The organism is Luteimicrobium xylanilyticum (genome assembly GCF_009429125.1).
Taxonomy (GTDB): Bacteria; Actinomycetota; Actinomycetes; order Actinomycetales; family Cellulomonadaceae; genus Luteimicrobium; species Luteimicrobium xylanilyticum.
The window spans coordinates 1,297,543-1,312,552 of the sequence record NZ_CP045529.1; the positions used below are offsets into that span (position 1 = coordinate 1,297,543).

Annotated in this window: 15 protein-coding genes; 10 read left to right on the forward strand and 5 right to left on the reverse strand. The window is 73.6% G+C overall.

Features of this window, described 5'->3' with window-relative positions; genetic code table 11:
• Window positions 1–38 precede the first annotated feature (38 nt).
• The 5 genes from KDY119_RS05580 (at window position 39) to KDY119_RS05600 (ending at window position 4,884) form a co-directional block, all read left to right on the forward strand.
• Window positions 39–851 (forward strand): LOG family protein, encoded by an 813-nt coding sequence (locus KDY119_RS05580; RefSeq protein ID WP_036951981.1) that lies wholly within the window; start codon window positions 39–41, stop codon window positions 849–851.
• The gene (gene folP / locus KDY119_RS05585) at window positions 848–1,795 is read left to right on the forward strand and encodes a dihydropteroate synthase (RefSeq protein WP_227994537.1); all 948 of its coding nucleotides are present in this window, start codon (window positions 848–850) and stop codon (window positions 1,793–1,795) included. Before KDY119_RS05580 ends, folP begins: the two co-directional genes overlap by 4 nt.
• Window positions 1,792–3,027: a hypothetical protein gene (locus tag KDY119_RS05590; protein WP_036951978.1), complete on the forward strand. Its 1,236-nt coding sequence runs from the start codon at window positions 1,792–1,794 to the stop codon at window positions 3,025–3,027. Before folP ends, KDY119_RS05590 begins: the two co-directional genes overlap by 4 nt.
• 130 nt (window positions 3,028–3,157) lie before the next feature.
• On the forward strand, window positions 3,158–3,325 hold the full coding sequence (locus KDY119_RS05595) for a DUF3117 domain-containing protein (protein ID WP_064506638.1): 168 nt from the start codon (window positions 3,158–3,160) through the stop codon (window positions 3,323–3,325).
• Window positions 3,325–4,884 (forward strand): leucyl aminopeptidase family protein, encoded by a 1,560-nt coding sequence (locus KDY119_RS05600; protein WP_153022042.1) that lies wholly within the window; start codon window positions 3,325–3,327, stop codon window positions 4,882–4,884. Before KDY119_RS05595 ends, KDY119_RS05600 begins: the two co-directional genes overlap by 1 nt.
• 16 nt (window positions 4,885–4,900) lie before the next feature.
• Here the strand turns inward: KDY119_RS05600 and KDY119_RS05605 are convergent, their stop codons facing one another.
• Entirely contained in the window at window positions 4,901–5,659 is a 759-nt protein-coding gene (locus KDY119_RS05605; protein WP_153022043.1) for an O-methyltransferase, read from the reverse strand.
• Window positions 5,660–5,853: 194 nt separating this feature from the next.
• On the opposite strand from KDY119_RS05605, the gene KDY119_RS05610 reads away from it, so the two are divergent.
• From KDY119_RS05610 to KDY119_RS05620, 3 genes are all read left to right on the forward strand, one after another.
• On the forward strand, window positions 5,854–6,324 hold the full coding sequence (locus KDY119_RS05610; protein WP_153022044.1) for a twin-arginine translocase TatA/TatE family subunit: 471 nt from the start codon (window positions 5,854–5,856) through the stop codon (window positions 6,322–6,324).
• 74 nt (window positions 6,325–6,398) lie between these two features.
• Window positions 6,399–6,953, forward strand: coding sequence for a 2'-5' RNA ligase family protein (locus KDY119_RS05615; protein ID WP_036944264.1), 555 nt, complete (start codon window positions 6,399–6,401; stop codon window positions 6,951–6,953).
• 40 nt (window positions 6,954–6,993) lie between these two features.
• Window positions 6,994–8,355, forward strand: a complete 1,362-nt coding sequence (locus KDY119_RS05620; RefSeq protein WP_153022045.1) for a YihY/virulence factor BrkB family protein — start codon at window positions 6,994–6,996, stop codon at window positions 8,353–8,355.
• Here the strand turns inward: KDY119_RS05620 and KDY119_RS05625 are convergent.
• The 4 genes from KDY119_RS05625 to sdhC form a co-directional block, all read right to left on the reverse strand.
• Complete coding sequence (locus KDY119_RS05625; RefSeq protein WP_036951967.1) at window positions 8,339–9,115, reverse strand: succinate dehydrogenase iron-sulfur subunit; 777 nt, start codon at window positions 9,113–9,115, stop codon at window positions 8,339–8,341. The genes KDY119_RS05620 and KDY119_RS05625 overlap by 17 nt on opposite strands.
• Entirely contained in the window at window positions 9,115–10,956 is a 1,842-nt protein-coding gene (gene sdhA / locus KDY119_RS05630) for a succinate dehydrogenase flavoprotein subunit (protein WP_036951964.1), read from the reverse strand. The genes KDY119_RS05625 and sdhA overlap by 1 nt, the downstream gene beginning before the upstream one ends.
• A gap of 92 nt (window positions 10,957–11,048) precedes the next feature.
• Window positions 11,049–11,513, reverse strand: coding sequence for a succinate dehydrogenase, hydrophobic membrane anchor protein (gene sdhD, locus KDY119_RS05635; RefSeq protein ID WP_036951962.1), 465 nt, complete (start codon window positions 11,511–11,513; stop codon window positions 11,049–11,051).
• Between the two features lies 1 nt (window position 11,514).
• Entirely contained in the window at window positions 11,515–11,895 is a 381-nt protein-coding gene (sdhC, locus tag KDY119_RS05640; RefSeq protein ID WP_083890945.1) for a succinate dehydrogenase, cytochrome b556 subunit, read from the reverse strand.
• A gap of 260 nt (window positions 11,896–12,155) precedes the next feature.
• On the opposite strand from sdhC, the gene KDY119_RS05645 reads away from it, so the two are divergent.
• Together KDY119_RS05645 and KDY119_RS05650 are read left to right on the forward strand one after the other, a co-directional pair.
• A complete protein-coding gene (locus KDY119_RS05645; protein WP_036951956.1) occupies window positions 12,156–13,316 on the forward strand; it encodes a mannose-1-phosphate guanylyltransferase in 1,161 nt (386 codons plus the stop codon).
• A complete protein-coding gene (locus KDY119_RS05650; protein WP_036951953.1) occupies window positions 13,313–14,542 on the forward strand; it encodes an amidohydrolase in 1,230 nt (409 codons plus the stop codon). The genes KDY119_RS05645 and KDY119_RS05650 overlap by 4 nt, the downstream gene beginning before the upstream one ends.
• Window positions 14,543–15,010 lie beyond the last annotated feature (468 nt).

A 15,010-nucleotide genomic window follows, 5' to 3' on the forward strand; every position in this document is an offset into this window, starting at 1 on the left:
ACCCCCTGACCGTCCGCACCGCCGCACCGGAGAGTCCCATGGCCAGTCCCGCCGTCCCCACCGACCCGGCACAGCCCGAGCCCGACGAGGCGCCCGATGCGTACCGCAAGGGACCCGTGATGCTCCGCGGGAACCAGGTCCCCCGGGAGACCACCGACCAGCGTCTGCTCGAGTCGCGCGGCGACGCGGGCTGGGTGCACCAGGACCAGTGGCGCGTGCTGCGCATCCAGGCGGAGTTCGTCGAGGGGTTCGGCGCGCTCGCCGAGCTCGGACCCGCGATCTCCGTGTTCGGGTCCGCCCGCACGCACCGCGAGCATCCCGACTACGCGCGCGGCGTCGAGATCGCCCGCGGGCTCGTCGAGGCCGGCTACGCCGTGATCACCGGCGGCGGCCCGGGCATCATGGAGGCCGCCAACAAGGGCGCGTGCGAGGCCGGCGGGGTCTCCGTGGGCCTCGGCATCGAGCTGCCGTTCGAGCAGGGCATGAACCGCTGGGTCGACCTCGGCGTGAACTTCCGGTACTTCTTCGCGCGCAAGACGATGTTCGTCAAGTACGCGCAAGGTTTCGTCGTCCTGCCCGGCGGCTTCGGCACGCTCGACGAGCTCTTCGAGGCCGTGACCCTCGTGCAGACCCGCAAGGTGACCCGGTTCCCCATCGTCCTCGTCGGCAGCGACTACTGGACGGGGCTGGTCGCGTGGCTGCGCAGCGCCGCCGTCGAGCACGGCACGATCAGCGCCTCCGACCTCGACCTCCTGCACGTCGTCGACGACCCGGCCGAGGCCGTGCGGCTCGTGACCCGGGCCCACGACGAGCCCGCTGCGACCCCCGAGTCGCAGTCGTCCGCGACGTGACGCCCGTCCCGCCGTCGTCGGCGCCGCTGGTCCTGCGGGGTCGGGAGCTGGGACGCGACGCCCCCGTCGTGATGGCGATCGTGAACCGCACGACGGACTCGTTCTACGCGGGCGCCCGCCACGCCGACGACGCCGCCGCGCTCGCGGCCGCCGAACGTGCGGCCGAGGAGGGCGCCGAGATCCTCGACGTGGGCGGCGTGCGCGCGGGCGTCGGGCCGGACGTCACGGTCGCCGACGAGATCGCACGCGTCGTGCCGTTCGTGGCGCAGGTGCGACGCGAGCTGCCCGACCTGCTCGTCTCGGTGGACACGTGGCGCGCGGAGGTCGCGGACGCCGCGATCGACGCGGGCGCGGACCTCGTGAACGACACGTGGGCGGGCCACGACCCGCGCCTCGTCGAGGTGGCGGGCCGTGCGGGCGTCGGGGTCGTGTGCTCGCACACCGGCGGCCAGCCGCCGCGCACCGACCCGTGCCGCGTCTCGTACCCGCTGCCCGAGCCGCTCCCGGACCCCCTGCCGGACGGCGTGGCCCCGGTCGACCCGCGCGACGGCGTCGTGCTCGACGTCCTCGCGACCCTGCGGGCGGGCGCGGAGCGTGCCGTCGCGTGCGGGGTGCCGCCGCGCAGCGTCCTCGTCGACCCGACGCACGACTTCGGCAAGAACACGTGGCACTCGCTCCACCTCGTCCGCCGCACGGAGCCGATCGTCGCGCTCGGGTACCCCGTGCTCGTGGCGTTCTCCCGCAAGGACTTCGTGGGGGAGACGCTCGACCTCCCGGCCGAGGAACGGCTCGAGGGGACGCTCGCGTCCACGGCCGTGGCCGCGTGGCTGGGCGCCACGGTCTTCCGCGCCCACGACGTGCGGGCCACCCGTCGCGTGGTGGACATGGTCGCCGCGATCCGGGGCGAGCGCCCGCCGTCGGCTGCCGTGCGAGGGATCGCATGAGGGGCCGCGTCGACCCCCGCACCTGGCCGTGGTGGGTCCAGGTGCTCGTCGTGTACGGGCTGGCGCGTGCGTTCTCGGCCGCGGTGTTCGTGCGGGTCGCGACCCACCAGGTCGCCAACGGCTGGACGGGCGCCGACCCGTCGTACGCGGACTACGTGGGCCGCATGTTCGACGCGACCTGGTACCTGCACATCGCCGAGAACGGCTACCCGCACACGCTCCCGCTCGGCCAGGACGGCGCCGTCCAGCAGAACGCGTGGGCGTTCTACCCGCTGTTCCCGCTGGTGCTCCGTGCGCTCATGGCGGTGACGGGGCTGTCGTGGACGTTCCTCGCTCCCACGGTCTCGCTCCTGCTCGGCGCGGGGGCCGTGCTGGTGATCTACCGGCTCGTCCAGCGGGGCGGCCACCGGGCGACGGCGCTCGTGCCGGGGCTGCCGCTCGCGACGGTGCTGCTCGTGAGCGTGTTCCCGTCGTCCCCCGTCCTGCAGACCGCGTACACCGAGGCGCTCGCGCTGCTGCTCATCGCGTCGGCGCTGTACCTGCTCGCGGTGCGCCGGTACTTCTGGGCGGTCCCGGTCGTCGTCCTGCTGGGCTTCACGCGCGCGGTCGCGCTGCCGATGGCGTGCGTCGTCGTCTGGCACGTGCTGTGGCGGGTGTGGGGCGCGTGGGGGCCGACGGCGCGGCGGCACCCGGACCGCGCGGCCCGGGACCGGTTCTCGGTGCGCGACGTCGGGGCGCTCGGGACGCTGCTGGGCACCTGCCTGGTCGCGGGGGTCGCGTGGCAGGTGATCGCCGGCCGGGTCACGGGGCGCAGCGACGCGTACTTCGCGACGCAGGCGGCCTGGCGCTCCGGCTCCGTCCACTACTTCACGCCGTGGGTCACCAACGCCAAGATCCTCTTCCACGACCGCGGCCCGCTGGTGCTCGCGGTGGTGCTCGTCGTGCTCGGGCTCCTCGCGCTCAGCCCGGTGGCGTTCCGCCTCGGTCCCGAGCTCCAGGGCTGGACGATCGCCTACACCGCGTACCTGGTGCTCGTGACCGACCCGTGGACGTCGACGTGGCGATTCGCGCTGCTCGCCTTCCCGTACCTCGCGATCCTCGTGGGGTGGGCGCGGCGCCGCTGGGTGTTCGGGAGCGTGCTCACGGTCCTCGTCCTGCTGTCCCTGTACGGCCAGGTCGACTGGGTCTGGGAGCTGTGGCGGTTCAAGCCGCCGGCCGACTGGGCGCCCTGACCGGGCACCGGCCCGTATGGAGGACGGGTGCGTCGGTGGTGTGGGTCACGTGAACTAGAATGTCCGTGGCCCTTTCGCACCATCCCGGGCCGGTACGTCTTTGATGACCACGACGAACGGAGAGCCGCTCATGGCCGCGATGAAGCCACGTACGGGTGATGGACCCCTCGAGGTCACCAAGGAAGGGCGTGGCATCGTCATGCGGGTTCCGCTCGAGGGTGGTGGCCGTCTCGTCGTCGAGCTCAACGCGACCGAGGCCTCGGAGCTCGGAGAGGCTCTCCAGGCCGTCGTCGGCTGATGTCGCGCGACCTCCCGGAGGTCGTCGGTGCACTCGGGAGCCTTCCCGGGTGCACCTTCCTGACCGACGACGACGTCAGTGCCGTCGTCGTCGCGGTCGCGCCCCCGCCCGAGCCGGGCGAGGGGCCGCAGCCCCGCGCGGGCACGGTCGATGCCTCCGCGCTCTACCACGTGGACCTCGGCGAGATGGCCGAGCGCCAGGGCCTCCAGGGCCGCGCGGGTGACGCCGCCGTCGTCGACCTGCCCCGGCCGCACCGCGGTGCCGCCGAGTCCTTCCCCTGGTCCGAGCTGCCACGGCGCATCGTGCTCCTCGGCATCGGGGACGGGTCGCCCACCGACCTCCGCCGCGCCGGCGCCGCGCTCGCCCGCCGCACCGCGGGTCTCGAGCGGGTCGTGTCGGTCGCGACCGCCGGCGCGTCCGACGACGGCCTGCGAGCGTTCGCCGAGGGGTACCTCCTCGCCGCCTACCGCCCCGAGCGCTGGAGCGGCACGCCGGACGAGCGCCCCCGCCCCGCCGAGCAGCTCGTCCTCCTCGACCCCGCGCTCGACGCCGAGCCGGTGCTCGTCCGCGTTCGGTGCGCGGTCCGTGCGACCTGGCTCGCGCGCGACCTGACCGCCACGCCGTCGAGCACCAAGGACCCGGCGTGGCTCGCGGACCGTGCCCGCGACCTCGCGACGTCCGCCGGGCTCGACGTGCGCGTGCTCGGGCCGCGCGAGCTCGCGGCCCAGGGCTTCGGCGGCATCCTCGCGGTCGGCGGCGGTTCGGCGCGGACGCCGCGGCTCGTCGTCGTGAGCCACGACCCCCGGCCCGACGGCGCCGCTCCCGGCCGGCACGTCGTCGTCGTCGGGAAGGGCGTCACCTACGACACGGGCGGCCTCTCGCTCAAGCCGCGCACCGCGATGGTCCCCATGAAGACGGACATGGCGGGCGCGGCCGTCGCGCTCGCCGTGGTGCTCGCGGCCGCGGAGGCCGGCTCCCAGCACCGGGTCACGGCCGTCCTGCCCCTCGCGGAGAACCACCTCGGCGCGGCCTCCTACCGGCCGGGGGACGTGCTGCGCCTGCACGGCGGCACGACCGTCGAGGTCGCCAACACCGACGCCGAGGGGCGGCTGCTGCTCGCCGACGGTCTCGACCTCGCGGTGCGCGAGCTGGCGCCCGACGTGCTCGTCGACGTCGCGACGCTCACCGGCGCGGCGGCGGTCGGGCTCGGGGACGGGCACGCCGCGCTCTACGCGACCGACGACGCCGTGGCTCGCGCGCTCGAGCGGGCCGCGGCGCGCACGGGGGAACCGGTGTGGCGGATGCCGCTCGTCGCGGACTACGCCGACGCGCTCCGCTCCGAGGTCGCGGACCTGCGCAACGTCCCCACCCAGCCGCCCGGGGGCGCCGGGTCGATCACCGCTGCGCTGTTCCTGCGCGCCTTCACCGGCACCGTGCCGTGGGCCCACCTCGACATCGCGGGCACGGCTCGCTCGACGAAGAACCGGCACGAGGTCGTCGAGGGCGCGACGGGGTTCGGCGCACGCCTTCTGCTCGACGCGCTCGACCTCCTGCCCTGAGAGGCCGTGCGACGGCTCAGCGGCGCACGCCCAGCAGCAGCCCGTCCCCGGACGGCAGGAGCGCGGGGACCAGGCGCTCGTCGTCCCGGACCGCGCGGCCCACGTCCCGCAGGAGCGTCGTGACCTCGTCGCGGCGGGCCGGGTTCGCGACCCGGTCGTGCCCGAGCGCGGCGTCGACGGCGAGCACGCCGCCCGGGCGCAGCAGCCGCAGGCCCTCCTCGACGCCCTGGGGGTACCCGTGGACGTCGCCGGAGACGAGCACGAGGTCGTAGGCGCCGTCGGCGAGGCGGGGCAGCACGTCGGCGGGGCGCCCCGCGATGGCGCGCAGCCGCGCCGGACGCACGCCCGCCCCTGAGAGGATCTGCTTCGCGGCCCGCTGGAGCGCGACGTCGGGGTCGATGGTCGTCAGGACCCCGTCGTCGGGCATCCCGCCCAGCAGCCACAAGGCGCCGATGCCGGTGCCCGTGCCGATCTCGACGACGGAGCGCGCCTGGAGCGCGGCAGCCAGCACGCGCAGGACGCTGCCCGTGCCGGGGAGGATCGCGGGACGGTCGAGCTCGAGCTCGAGGGCGAGCTCGCGGGCGCGAAGCTGGTGCTCGTCCTCGGGGACGAACTCCTCGCAGTAGGTCCACGTGAGCGCGCGGCCCGACCCGTCCGTGCCCGTCGCGGTGGCGGAGCCCCTGCCGCCCGTCCGGCCTCTGCCCTCCGGACCACCGAACCGTTCGCCCGTGATGGTGACCTCCCGCGCTCCGCCGGGCGGTCCTGCCGCCGGCATTCCGCCTGCGGCGCGCGTGCGGCGCAGGTGCCACGGCGATGCTACCGGGGTGGGTCCGACGTGCCTTGGACGGCAGGATCGGGCGTGGACGGACTTCTCGGGCATCTCGACGCCGCCCCACCGCGAAGTAGGCCTCAGCGCGGGTACTTCGCGGGCTCCTCGGGCGCCCAGGTCCGGGCGGTACCCTGACGGACGTGTTCGACATCAACGGCGGCGAGTGGCTCGTGCTTCTCGTCGTCGCCGTGATCGTGATCGGACCCGAGCGCTTGCCGGGCTACGCCGAGCAGCTCGCGCGCCTCGTCAAGCGTGGCCGGGAGTTCGTGACCTCGACGCGCTCGCGTCTCGACGAGGAGCTCGGAGACGGGGCGGGCGTCGACTGGCAGGCGCTCGACCCGCGCCGCTACGACCCGCGCCGCATCGTGCGCGACGCCCTGCTCGACGACGACACACGCGGCACGCTCTCCGACGTCGCGAACGCCGTCGGGCTCGGTGGTGCCGGCGCTGCCAAGGCCACGGCGAACCCGTCCGCCGGTGCTCCCGCGGGGGTCCCCGCGGGCACGCCGGCGTCGGCTGCCCTCGACCCCGCGGCGTCGATGCCGTTCCGTGCGGGCGCCACGTACGTCCCCGGCTCGGGGCCTGTGCCGTGGGACGACGAGGCCACCTGAGCGTGCCCGCGGACCTGCGTGCTGCGTCGGACCCCGGTTTCGGAACAGGTCCCGGAGCCTGTCAGAATGTGGGGATGCCGAACCTACCGGACCGGACGGACGCACAGGTGCGTATCGGCGTCGCGATCGCGGTGCCCCCGCCGTTCGGCGCCGAGCTGGGGGAGTCCCGGCGCCGTTTCGGGGATCCGCAGGCGGACGCGATCCCGCCGCACATCACCGTGCTCGGCCCGAGCGTGGTCGAGCGGGACGAGCTGGCGGACACGATCGAGCACCTGCGCAAGGCCGCGGCCAGCCAGGAGCCGTTCCACGTGGTCCTGCGGGGAGCCGGGACGTTCCGGCCCGTGTCGCCCGTGGTCTTCGCCCAGGTCGCCGTCGGGATAGCAGAGTGTGAGCGGCTCGAGGCCGCGGTCCGCACCGGCCCCCTCGACTTCCCCCTGCGGTTCAACTACCACCCGCACGTCACGGTCGCCCACGAGGTCTCCGATGAGCTCCTCGATGCGGCCTTCGACGGCATGGCGGACTACGAGGCCACGTTCAGCGTCGACGAGGTGCATCTCTTCGAGCACGGGGACGACGGGGTCTGGCGTCCGGTCCAGGGCTTCCCGCTCGGAAGCGTGGACGCAGCCTGAACCGCTGCGAGGACGCGCTGCGCCCCCTACGGTCAGGGCTATGAGCCGCCAGGTCGAGCGCCCGCGCCCCGGGGCGCGCGCCGCCCGGCCCGACGACGCCGGCGGGATGCGCGTCGCGGGCCGTCGTCCACCCGGAGCACGGCGGGACCAGGGCGAGGAGCGGCACCGCCGCACGCTCGGTCGGTCGCTGCGGGAGCTCCGGGTCGCGCTGCTCGCGCGGCCCGCAGCGGGCGAGCGCCCGGGCTGGCTCCCGGCGTTCCTGCCGTCCTCGACGGCGCAGCTCGTCACGACCGCCGTGCACCGCGAGGAGGCCGTCCTCGCGTGGTGGAAGCAGACCCGGATCGCGCGCGCTCAGGCCCGGTTCAGCGTCTCGCGGGGTGGCCTGCTGTGCGGCGGCCTCGCCTACACGGCCCTGTTCGCGCTCTTCGCGGCGCTCGCGATCGGCTACACGATCTTCATGGCGGTGCTCGGCGGACGGGAGCGTCTGCGTGACGACCTGCTGAAGGAGATCAACAAGGCGGTGCCCGGCCTCATCGACCTGGGTGACGGCAAGGGCGTGATCAAGCCCGACGACCTGCTGCTGAGCGCGAGCTCGCTCGCCGGCGTCGTCGCGGCGCTCGTCCTCCTCTGGACCGTCATGTCCTTCATGAGCGCGCTCCGGGGCGCGGTGCGGATCATGCTGGGGCTGGCACGCGAACCGGTGAACTTCGTCGTCGGGAAGCTCAAGGACCTCAGCGCGTTCTTCGTGCTGCTCGTCGCGGTCGTGGCCTCGTCCGTCGTCAGCGTGGTCGCGACGGCGGCGTCGTCCTGGCTCGTGCGCACCCTGGGCCTGCCCGACGAGGTCAGCGGCCTGGTCTCGGGCCTCGGGCTCGTGGTCGCCGGCGTCGTGGACACGCTCGTCGTCGTCTACGTGCTCCGTGTCCTCGGGGGTTCGCGCGCGGGGTGGTCCGAGACGCTCCGTGGGGCGGTCGTGGCGGCCGTCGTCCTGGGAGGGCTGCGCTACCTCGGGACGAGCGTGATCGTCGGGAGCGCGTCCAAGAACGCACTCCTGGGCTCCTTCGCGGCCCTCGTCACGGTGCTCCTGCTCGTGAACTTCGTGGCGCGGGTGCTCCTGCTGGTCGCTGCGTGGATCTCCGACCCGGCGCCCGACGACGTGTACCCGAGCCGGGCGCGCCGCCTCGCCCGGCCGCGCGAGGTGGCGCGGGTGGCGAGCGCGGCCGACGCGTCGGGCACCGCGGGGCAGGTGCGGTACCTCGCCGGCGCGCGGCGCCCGCCCCGGGGGTCGGCGCCGGGCCCGGGCACGACGACGGGCGACCGCCTCCCGCAGGAGGACGGCCGCCCGTCGTGGTGGTCGCGCGTGCTCGGCACGCTGCGGCCGGGGAGGCTCAGAAGGCGCGCGTGATCATCGCGCGCTTGACCTCCTGGATCGCCTTGGTGACCTCGATGCCGCGCGGGCAGGCCTCGGTGCAGTTGAAGGTCGTGCGGCAGCGCCACACGCCCTCCTTGTCGTTGAGGATCTCGAGGCGCTGGCTCGCGCCCTCGTCGCGGCTGTCGAAGATGAACCGGTGCGCGTTGACGATCGCCGCCGGGCCGAAGTACTGGCCGTCGTTCCAGAACACCGGGCACGAGCTCGTGCACGCGGCGCACAGGATGCACTTGGTGGTGTCGTCGAAGCGGGCGCGGTCCTCGGCCGACTGGAGGCGCTCCTTGGTCGGGGTGTGCCCGTCCGTGACCAGGAACGGCATGATCTCGCGGTAGGACGCGAAGAACGGCTCCATGTCGACCACGAGGTCCTTGACGACCGGCAGGCCCTTGATGGGCTCGATCGTGATCGGCTTGTCGGGGTTGACGTCCTTGAGGAGCGTCTTGCACGCGAGCCGGTTGCGGCCGTTGATGCGCATGGCGTCCGAGCCGCACACGCCGTGCGCGCACGAGCGGCGGAACGTCAGCGAGCCGTCGTGGTCCCACTTGATCTGGTGCAGCGCGTCGAGCACGCGGTCCGTGCCGTGCACGGTGACCGTGAACTCGTCCCAGTAGGACTCGGTGCCGTGGCTCGACTCGGGCAGGTACCGGCGGATGCGCAGCGTGACGTCGAAGCTGGGGATCGCGCCGGCCTTCGGCTCGGCGTCCGTGGCGGCGGGGCGGTCAGCGAGGGCAGTCATCAGTACTTACGCTCCATCGGCTGGTAGCGGGTCACGGTGACCGGCTTGGAGCCGAGCACCACCTGGTAGTCGTCGAACTCCTCGGCGTGCGAGAAGTACTCGTCCGACCCGTCGAAGACCTCCGCCGCCTCGCCGTCCTGGGCCAGGGGCCGGCGGTAGATCATCGTGTGCTTCATGTAGTTGACGTCATCGCGCTTCGGGAAGTCCTCCCGGAAGTGGCCGCCGCGCGACTCCTTCCGGTTGATCGCCGCGACCACCGTGACCTCGGCGATGTCGAGCAGGAAGCCGAGCTCGAGCGCCTCGAGGAGATCGGTGTTGAACATGCGGCCCTTGTCCTGGACGGACACGTTGCGGTAGCGCTTCTGGAGCGCCCGCACGTCGTCGAGGGCCTCGGTGAGCGACTCGGCGGTCCGGAACACCTGGGCGTTGCGGTCCATGGTCTCCTGCAGCGCCTTGCGCAGGTCCGCGACGCGTTCGCCGTCGGGACGCGACCGCATGTTCTCGAGCTCGGCGACGACGCTCGCCGTCGGGTCCTCGGGCAGCTCGCGGAACTCGGCGGTCAGCGCGTACTCGGCGGCCGCGCGGCCCGCGCGCTTGCCGAACACGTTGATGTCGAGCAGCGAGTTGGTGCCCAGGCGGTTGGAGCCGTGCACGGACACGCAGGCGCACTCGCCGGCGGCGTACAGGCCCTTGACGACGTCCTGGTCGTTGCGCAGCACCTCGGCCTGGATGTTGGTGGGGATGCCACCCATCGCGTAGTGCGCCGTCGGGTAGACGGGCACCGGCTCGGTGTACGGCTCGACGCCGAGGTAGGTGCGCGCGAACTCGGTGATGTCCGGGAGCTTCGCGTCGATGTGCGCGGGCTCGAGGTGCGTGAGGTCGAGGAGCACGTAGTCCTTGTTCGGCCCGCAGCCGCGGCCCTCGCGCACCTCGTTGGCCATGGACCGGGCGACGATGTCGCGCGGCGCGAGGTCCTTGATGGTCGGGGCGTAGCGCTCCATGAAGCGCTCGCCCTCGGAGTTGCGCAGGATCGCGCCCTCGCCGCGGGCCGCCTCGGACAGCAGGATGCCGAGGCCCGCGAGGCCGGTCGGGTGGAACTGGAAGAACTCCATGTCCTCGAGCGGGAAGCCGCGGCGCAGCGCGAGGGCCATGCCGTCGCCCGTGAGCGTGTGGGCGTTCGAGGTGGTCTTGAAGATCTTGCCCGCGCCGCCGGTCGCGAAGACGATCGACTTCGCCTGGAAGACGTGGATCTCGCCGGTCGCGAGGTCGTAGGCCACGACACCGGTCGCGTTGACCTCCTCGCCCTCGGGCACGTGGCCCGCGGACAGGTCGTGGTCGACGATCAGGTCGAGGACGTAGAACTCGTTGTAGAACTCGACGTTCTGCTTGACGCAGTTCTGGTAGAGCGTCTGCAGGATCATGTGGCCGGTGCGGTCCGCGGCGTAGCACGCGCGGCGCACGGCGGCCTCGCCGTGGTTGCGGGTGTGGCCACCGAACCGGCGCTGGTCGATCCGGCCCTCGGGGGTGCGGTTGAACGGCAGGCCCATGTGCTCGAGGTCGAGCACCGCGTCGATGGCCTCCTTGGCCATGACCTCGGCCGCGTCCTGGTCGACGAGGTAGTCGCCGCCCTTGACGGTGTCGAACGTGTGCCACTCCCAGTTGTCCTCCTCGACGTTCGCGAGCGCGGCGCACATGCCGCCCTGCGCGGCGCCGGTGTGGGAGCGCGTGGGGTAGAGCTTCGAGATGACGGCCGTCCGGGCGCGGCCCGAGGCCTCGAGCGCTGCGCGCATCCCGGCGCCGCCCGCGCCGACGATGACGACGTCGTACTGGTGGGTCTGCATCGGTGCCGATGCCTCCTTGGCGAGTGTTCGGGGGAGTCCTGTGGTCCCGGGCGTGCAGGCGGCGCCGGGACGGGCCCGTCGCGCCCGCGGCCTCAGGCGGAGCAGAAGGCGGGCAGCAGGTCCGCGGGCTCGCCCGTCGGGCACGGGGTGAAGGTGAAGATCACGAGGGTGCCGAGGACGACGGTGATCACGGCCGCGAGGTACAGCAGGACCTTGAGGGTCATGCGCACGGCGTCGCGCTCCGCGTAGTCGTTGATGACCGTGCGCACGCCGTTGGTGCCGTGGAGCATCGCGAGCCAGAGCATGAGGAGGTCCCAGACCTGCCAGAACGGCGAGGACCACTTGCCGCCGACGAACGCGAAGTCGATCGCGTGCACGCCGTCGCCGACCATGAGGTTGACGAACAGGTGGCCGAAGATCAGGACGATCAGCAGCACGCCCGACGCCCGCATGAACACCCACGAGTAGAGCTCGTAGTTGCCGCGCGTCGTCTTGCGGCGCTTGTAGGGGTCGCGCGGCGAGGAGATGACCGGCTTCTCGGTGGTGGTCTCGGCCATGTCAGTTCCCCCCGAAGACGTTCATGAGCTGGCGCGGCAGGAAGCCGGCCATCGCGACGACCCACAGCGCGAGCGCGATCCACAGCATCCGCTTCTGGTACTTGGGGCCCTTGGCCCAGAAGTCCACGAGGATGATGCGGATGCCGTTGAAGGCGTGGAAGACGATGGCGGCGACGAGGCCGGCCTCGCCGAGGCCCATGATCGGGTTCTTGTACGTGCCAATGACGTCGTTGTACGCCTCGGGCGAGACGCGCACGAGCGACGTGTCGAGCACGTGCACGAGAAGGAAGAAGAAGATCAGCACGCCGGTCACGCGGTGCGCGACCCAGGACCACATGCCTTCATGGCCGCGGTAGAGCGTGCCTGCGGGTGCACTGGGCACTTCGGGGGCCTCCTGTGGCGAGTTCGTCCGAGGGCTGGGTGAGCGTTCTCGGTGAGCGGTGCCCGGAGTCCGCCGCACACCCCACGAACACTCGGCGAATGCTCGACGACGCCGTCGGGACGAGGGTCAGGACACCACCCCACTGCGCCCCACTGTAATGACACGACGCCAGGTCCGAGCGCCGACCACGGGGTGTCGGCCGCCGATCGTGAAGGTTTTGTGACGCATCGCACAGGCTCCGCGCTCACTATGCTCGGTGCATGCCGCAGTCCACCTCCCCTGGCGGGGCGCCGAGCGCGCCCGGCGCCGACGGCCCGATCCCCGGCTTCTACGCCGTCGTCCCCGCGGGAGGTGCCGGCACCCGCCTGTGGCCCTTGTCACGCGCGGGCGCGCCCAAGTTCCTGCACGACCTCACGGGCTCCGGCCGGTCGCTCCTGCAGGCGACCGTCGACCGGCTCGAGCCCCTCGCCGGACCGGGCCACGTCGTCCTCGTCACCGGCCGCGCGCACGTGGCCGCCGCGCGCGAACAGCTGCCCGGGCTGCCCGACGACGCGGTGGTCGCCGAGCCGTCGCCGCGCGACTCCATGGCCGCCATCGGGCTCGCGGCGGCGATCCTGCAGGAGCGGCACGGGGACGTCGTGCTCGGGTCGTTCGCGGCCGACCAGGTCATCGCGGGCCGCGACGCCTTCGAGCAGGCGGTCCGGGAGGGCGTCGAGGCGGCACGCGCCGGCTACGTCGTGACCGTGGGGATCGCGGCCTCGCGCCCGTCGACGGCGTTCGGGTACGTCCGCAGCGGCGCGTCCCTGGGCGTCGAGGGTGCGCCGACGGCGCTGCACGCCGTGGGCTTCACCGAGAAGCCCGACGCCGCGACCGCCCGCGCCTATCTCGCGACAGGGGACTACCGCTGGAACGCGGGCATGTTCCTCGTCCGCACCTCCGTGCTGCTCGGCCACCTGCAGCGCCTGCGCCCCGCCCTGCACGACGGCCTCGTCCGGATCGCCGCGGCCTGGGACACCCCGGAGCGCGACGCCGTGCTCGAGGACACCTGGCCCGGGCTCGAGAAGATCGCCATCGACCACGCCGTCGCGGAGCCCGTCGCAGCCGAGGGCGGCGTCGCGGTCGTGCCCGGGACGTTCGGGTGGGACGACGTCGGCGACTTCAACTCGCTCGCCGCGCTCCTGCCGTCGCTGGACGGCACGGGCACGAAGATCCTCGGCGACGAGGCGAACGTCGTGCGCGTCGAGTCCGCGGGCTCCGTGCTGGTGCCGGCAGCGGGCCGGCCGATCGCCGTCCTGGGCCTCGACGACGTGGTCGTCGTGGACACGCCGGACGCGATCCTCGTGACCACGCGCGCCCGCGCCCAGCAGGTCAAGGACGTCGTGCAGGAGCTGCACGAGCGCGGGCTGGACGACCTCCTGTGACGGCGGCGACCCCGTCGACGGCCCCGGTGCCCGCAGCGGACGCGCTCGCGGCCCGCGTCGCCGCGCTCGTCCGGGAGCTCGAGCCCGAGCTCGTGGCGGTCCGCCGCGACGTCCACGCGCACCCCGAGCTCGCGCGGACCGAGGTCCGCACCACGCGCGTCGTGGCCGACCGGCTGCGTTCCGCCGGCCTCGAGCCGCGGCTCCTCGAGGGGTCGGGCCTCGTGTGCGACGTCGGCCGCGACGGCCCCCGCGGCTCCGGCCCGGAGGTCCCGGCGGTGGCGCTGCGCGCCGACATCGACGCGCTGCCCCTGGACGACGCGTGCGGGCTGCCGTTCGCGTCCACGGTGCCCGGCGTCGCCCACGCGTGCGGGCACGACGTGCACACCGCCGTCGTCCTCGGCGCGGGCCTCGTCCTCGCTCGCCTGCACGACGACGGTCTCCTGCCCCGCCCGGTGCGCCTGATCTTCCAGCCGGCCGAGGAGGTCATGCCCGGGGGCTCGCTCGACGTCGTCGAGCAGGGTGGTCTGGACGGCGTGGAGCGGATCTTCGCGGTGCACGCCGAGCCGAAGATCGACGTCGGCCAGGTCGGCACGCGCATCGGGCCGATCACGTCGGCGTCGGACGCGATCACCGTCACCATCACCTCGCCGGGCGGCCACACGTCGCGCCCGCACCTCACGGGCGACGTCGTCTATGCGCTCGGCCAGGTCATCACGCAGGTGCCGGCGGTGCTGGGCCGGCGGCTCGACCCGCGGTCGGGCGTCAACCTCACGTGGGGTGCCGTGCACGCCGGCGTCGCGCACAACGCGATCCCCGGCACCGGGACGGTCGCGGGCACCATGCGCTGCCTGGACGTGCGCGCCTGGGAGCGGGCGGGTGAGGTGCTCGACGAGGCCGTCCAGCAGGTGGTCGCGCCGTACGACGTGGAGGTCGAGCTCGAGCACGTGCGCGGGGTGCCGCCCGTCGACAACGACGAGGCGTCCACGGCCCGGCTCGAGGCGGCCGCGCGGGACCTGCACGGGCCGGACGCGGTGCTCCTGACGGAGCAGTCGCTCGGCGGCGAGGACTTCGCCTGGTACCTGACCAAGGTGCCCGGGGCGATGGCCCGGCTCGGCACCCGTACCCCGGGCGGGCGCACGTTCGACATCCACCAGGGCGACCTCGAGGTGGACGAGCGTGCGATCGGCGTCGGCATGGGCCTCCTCGCCCGCGCGGCGACCCTCTGAGGACCCTCGCCGACGGTGACGTTCCGTTCGCCGAGTGCGACGCGGGGCCCGCCGAGTGTGACGTTCCACCTCTGCGGGGGCGTGTCCCGCGCGCGGCGACCGGTGCCCGTTGACCATGCAGGCGTCCACCCCGGGGCTCGTCGACCGTCCGATCGGCCACACTCTCGACGACGGGAGCGCGCACAACCTCTGCTCGGTGCGGGACATCGTGGACAGCCCCGTGGTCGAGCCGGCCCACCGACGACGGCGCCCGCGTCCGCCGACGGCGAAGTGGCCGGCCGAAGAGACCGAGGCGCCCGCGAAGCAGCACGATTCGCGTCAGGCAGCGCGAATCTGGCGCCGCCTCGGAGGGTTCGTGCTGCCTGGCGCCGGGGACGCCGACTGCGAGGATGCGCCGACGGAGAGGTAGGCCCACACCGGCGGTGAGGGTGAGGCGACGGCCGAGCGGGCTGGTCGCGGGGAGCTGAA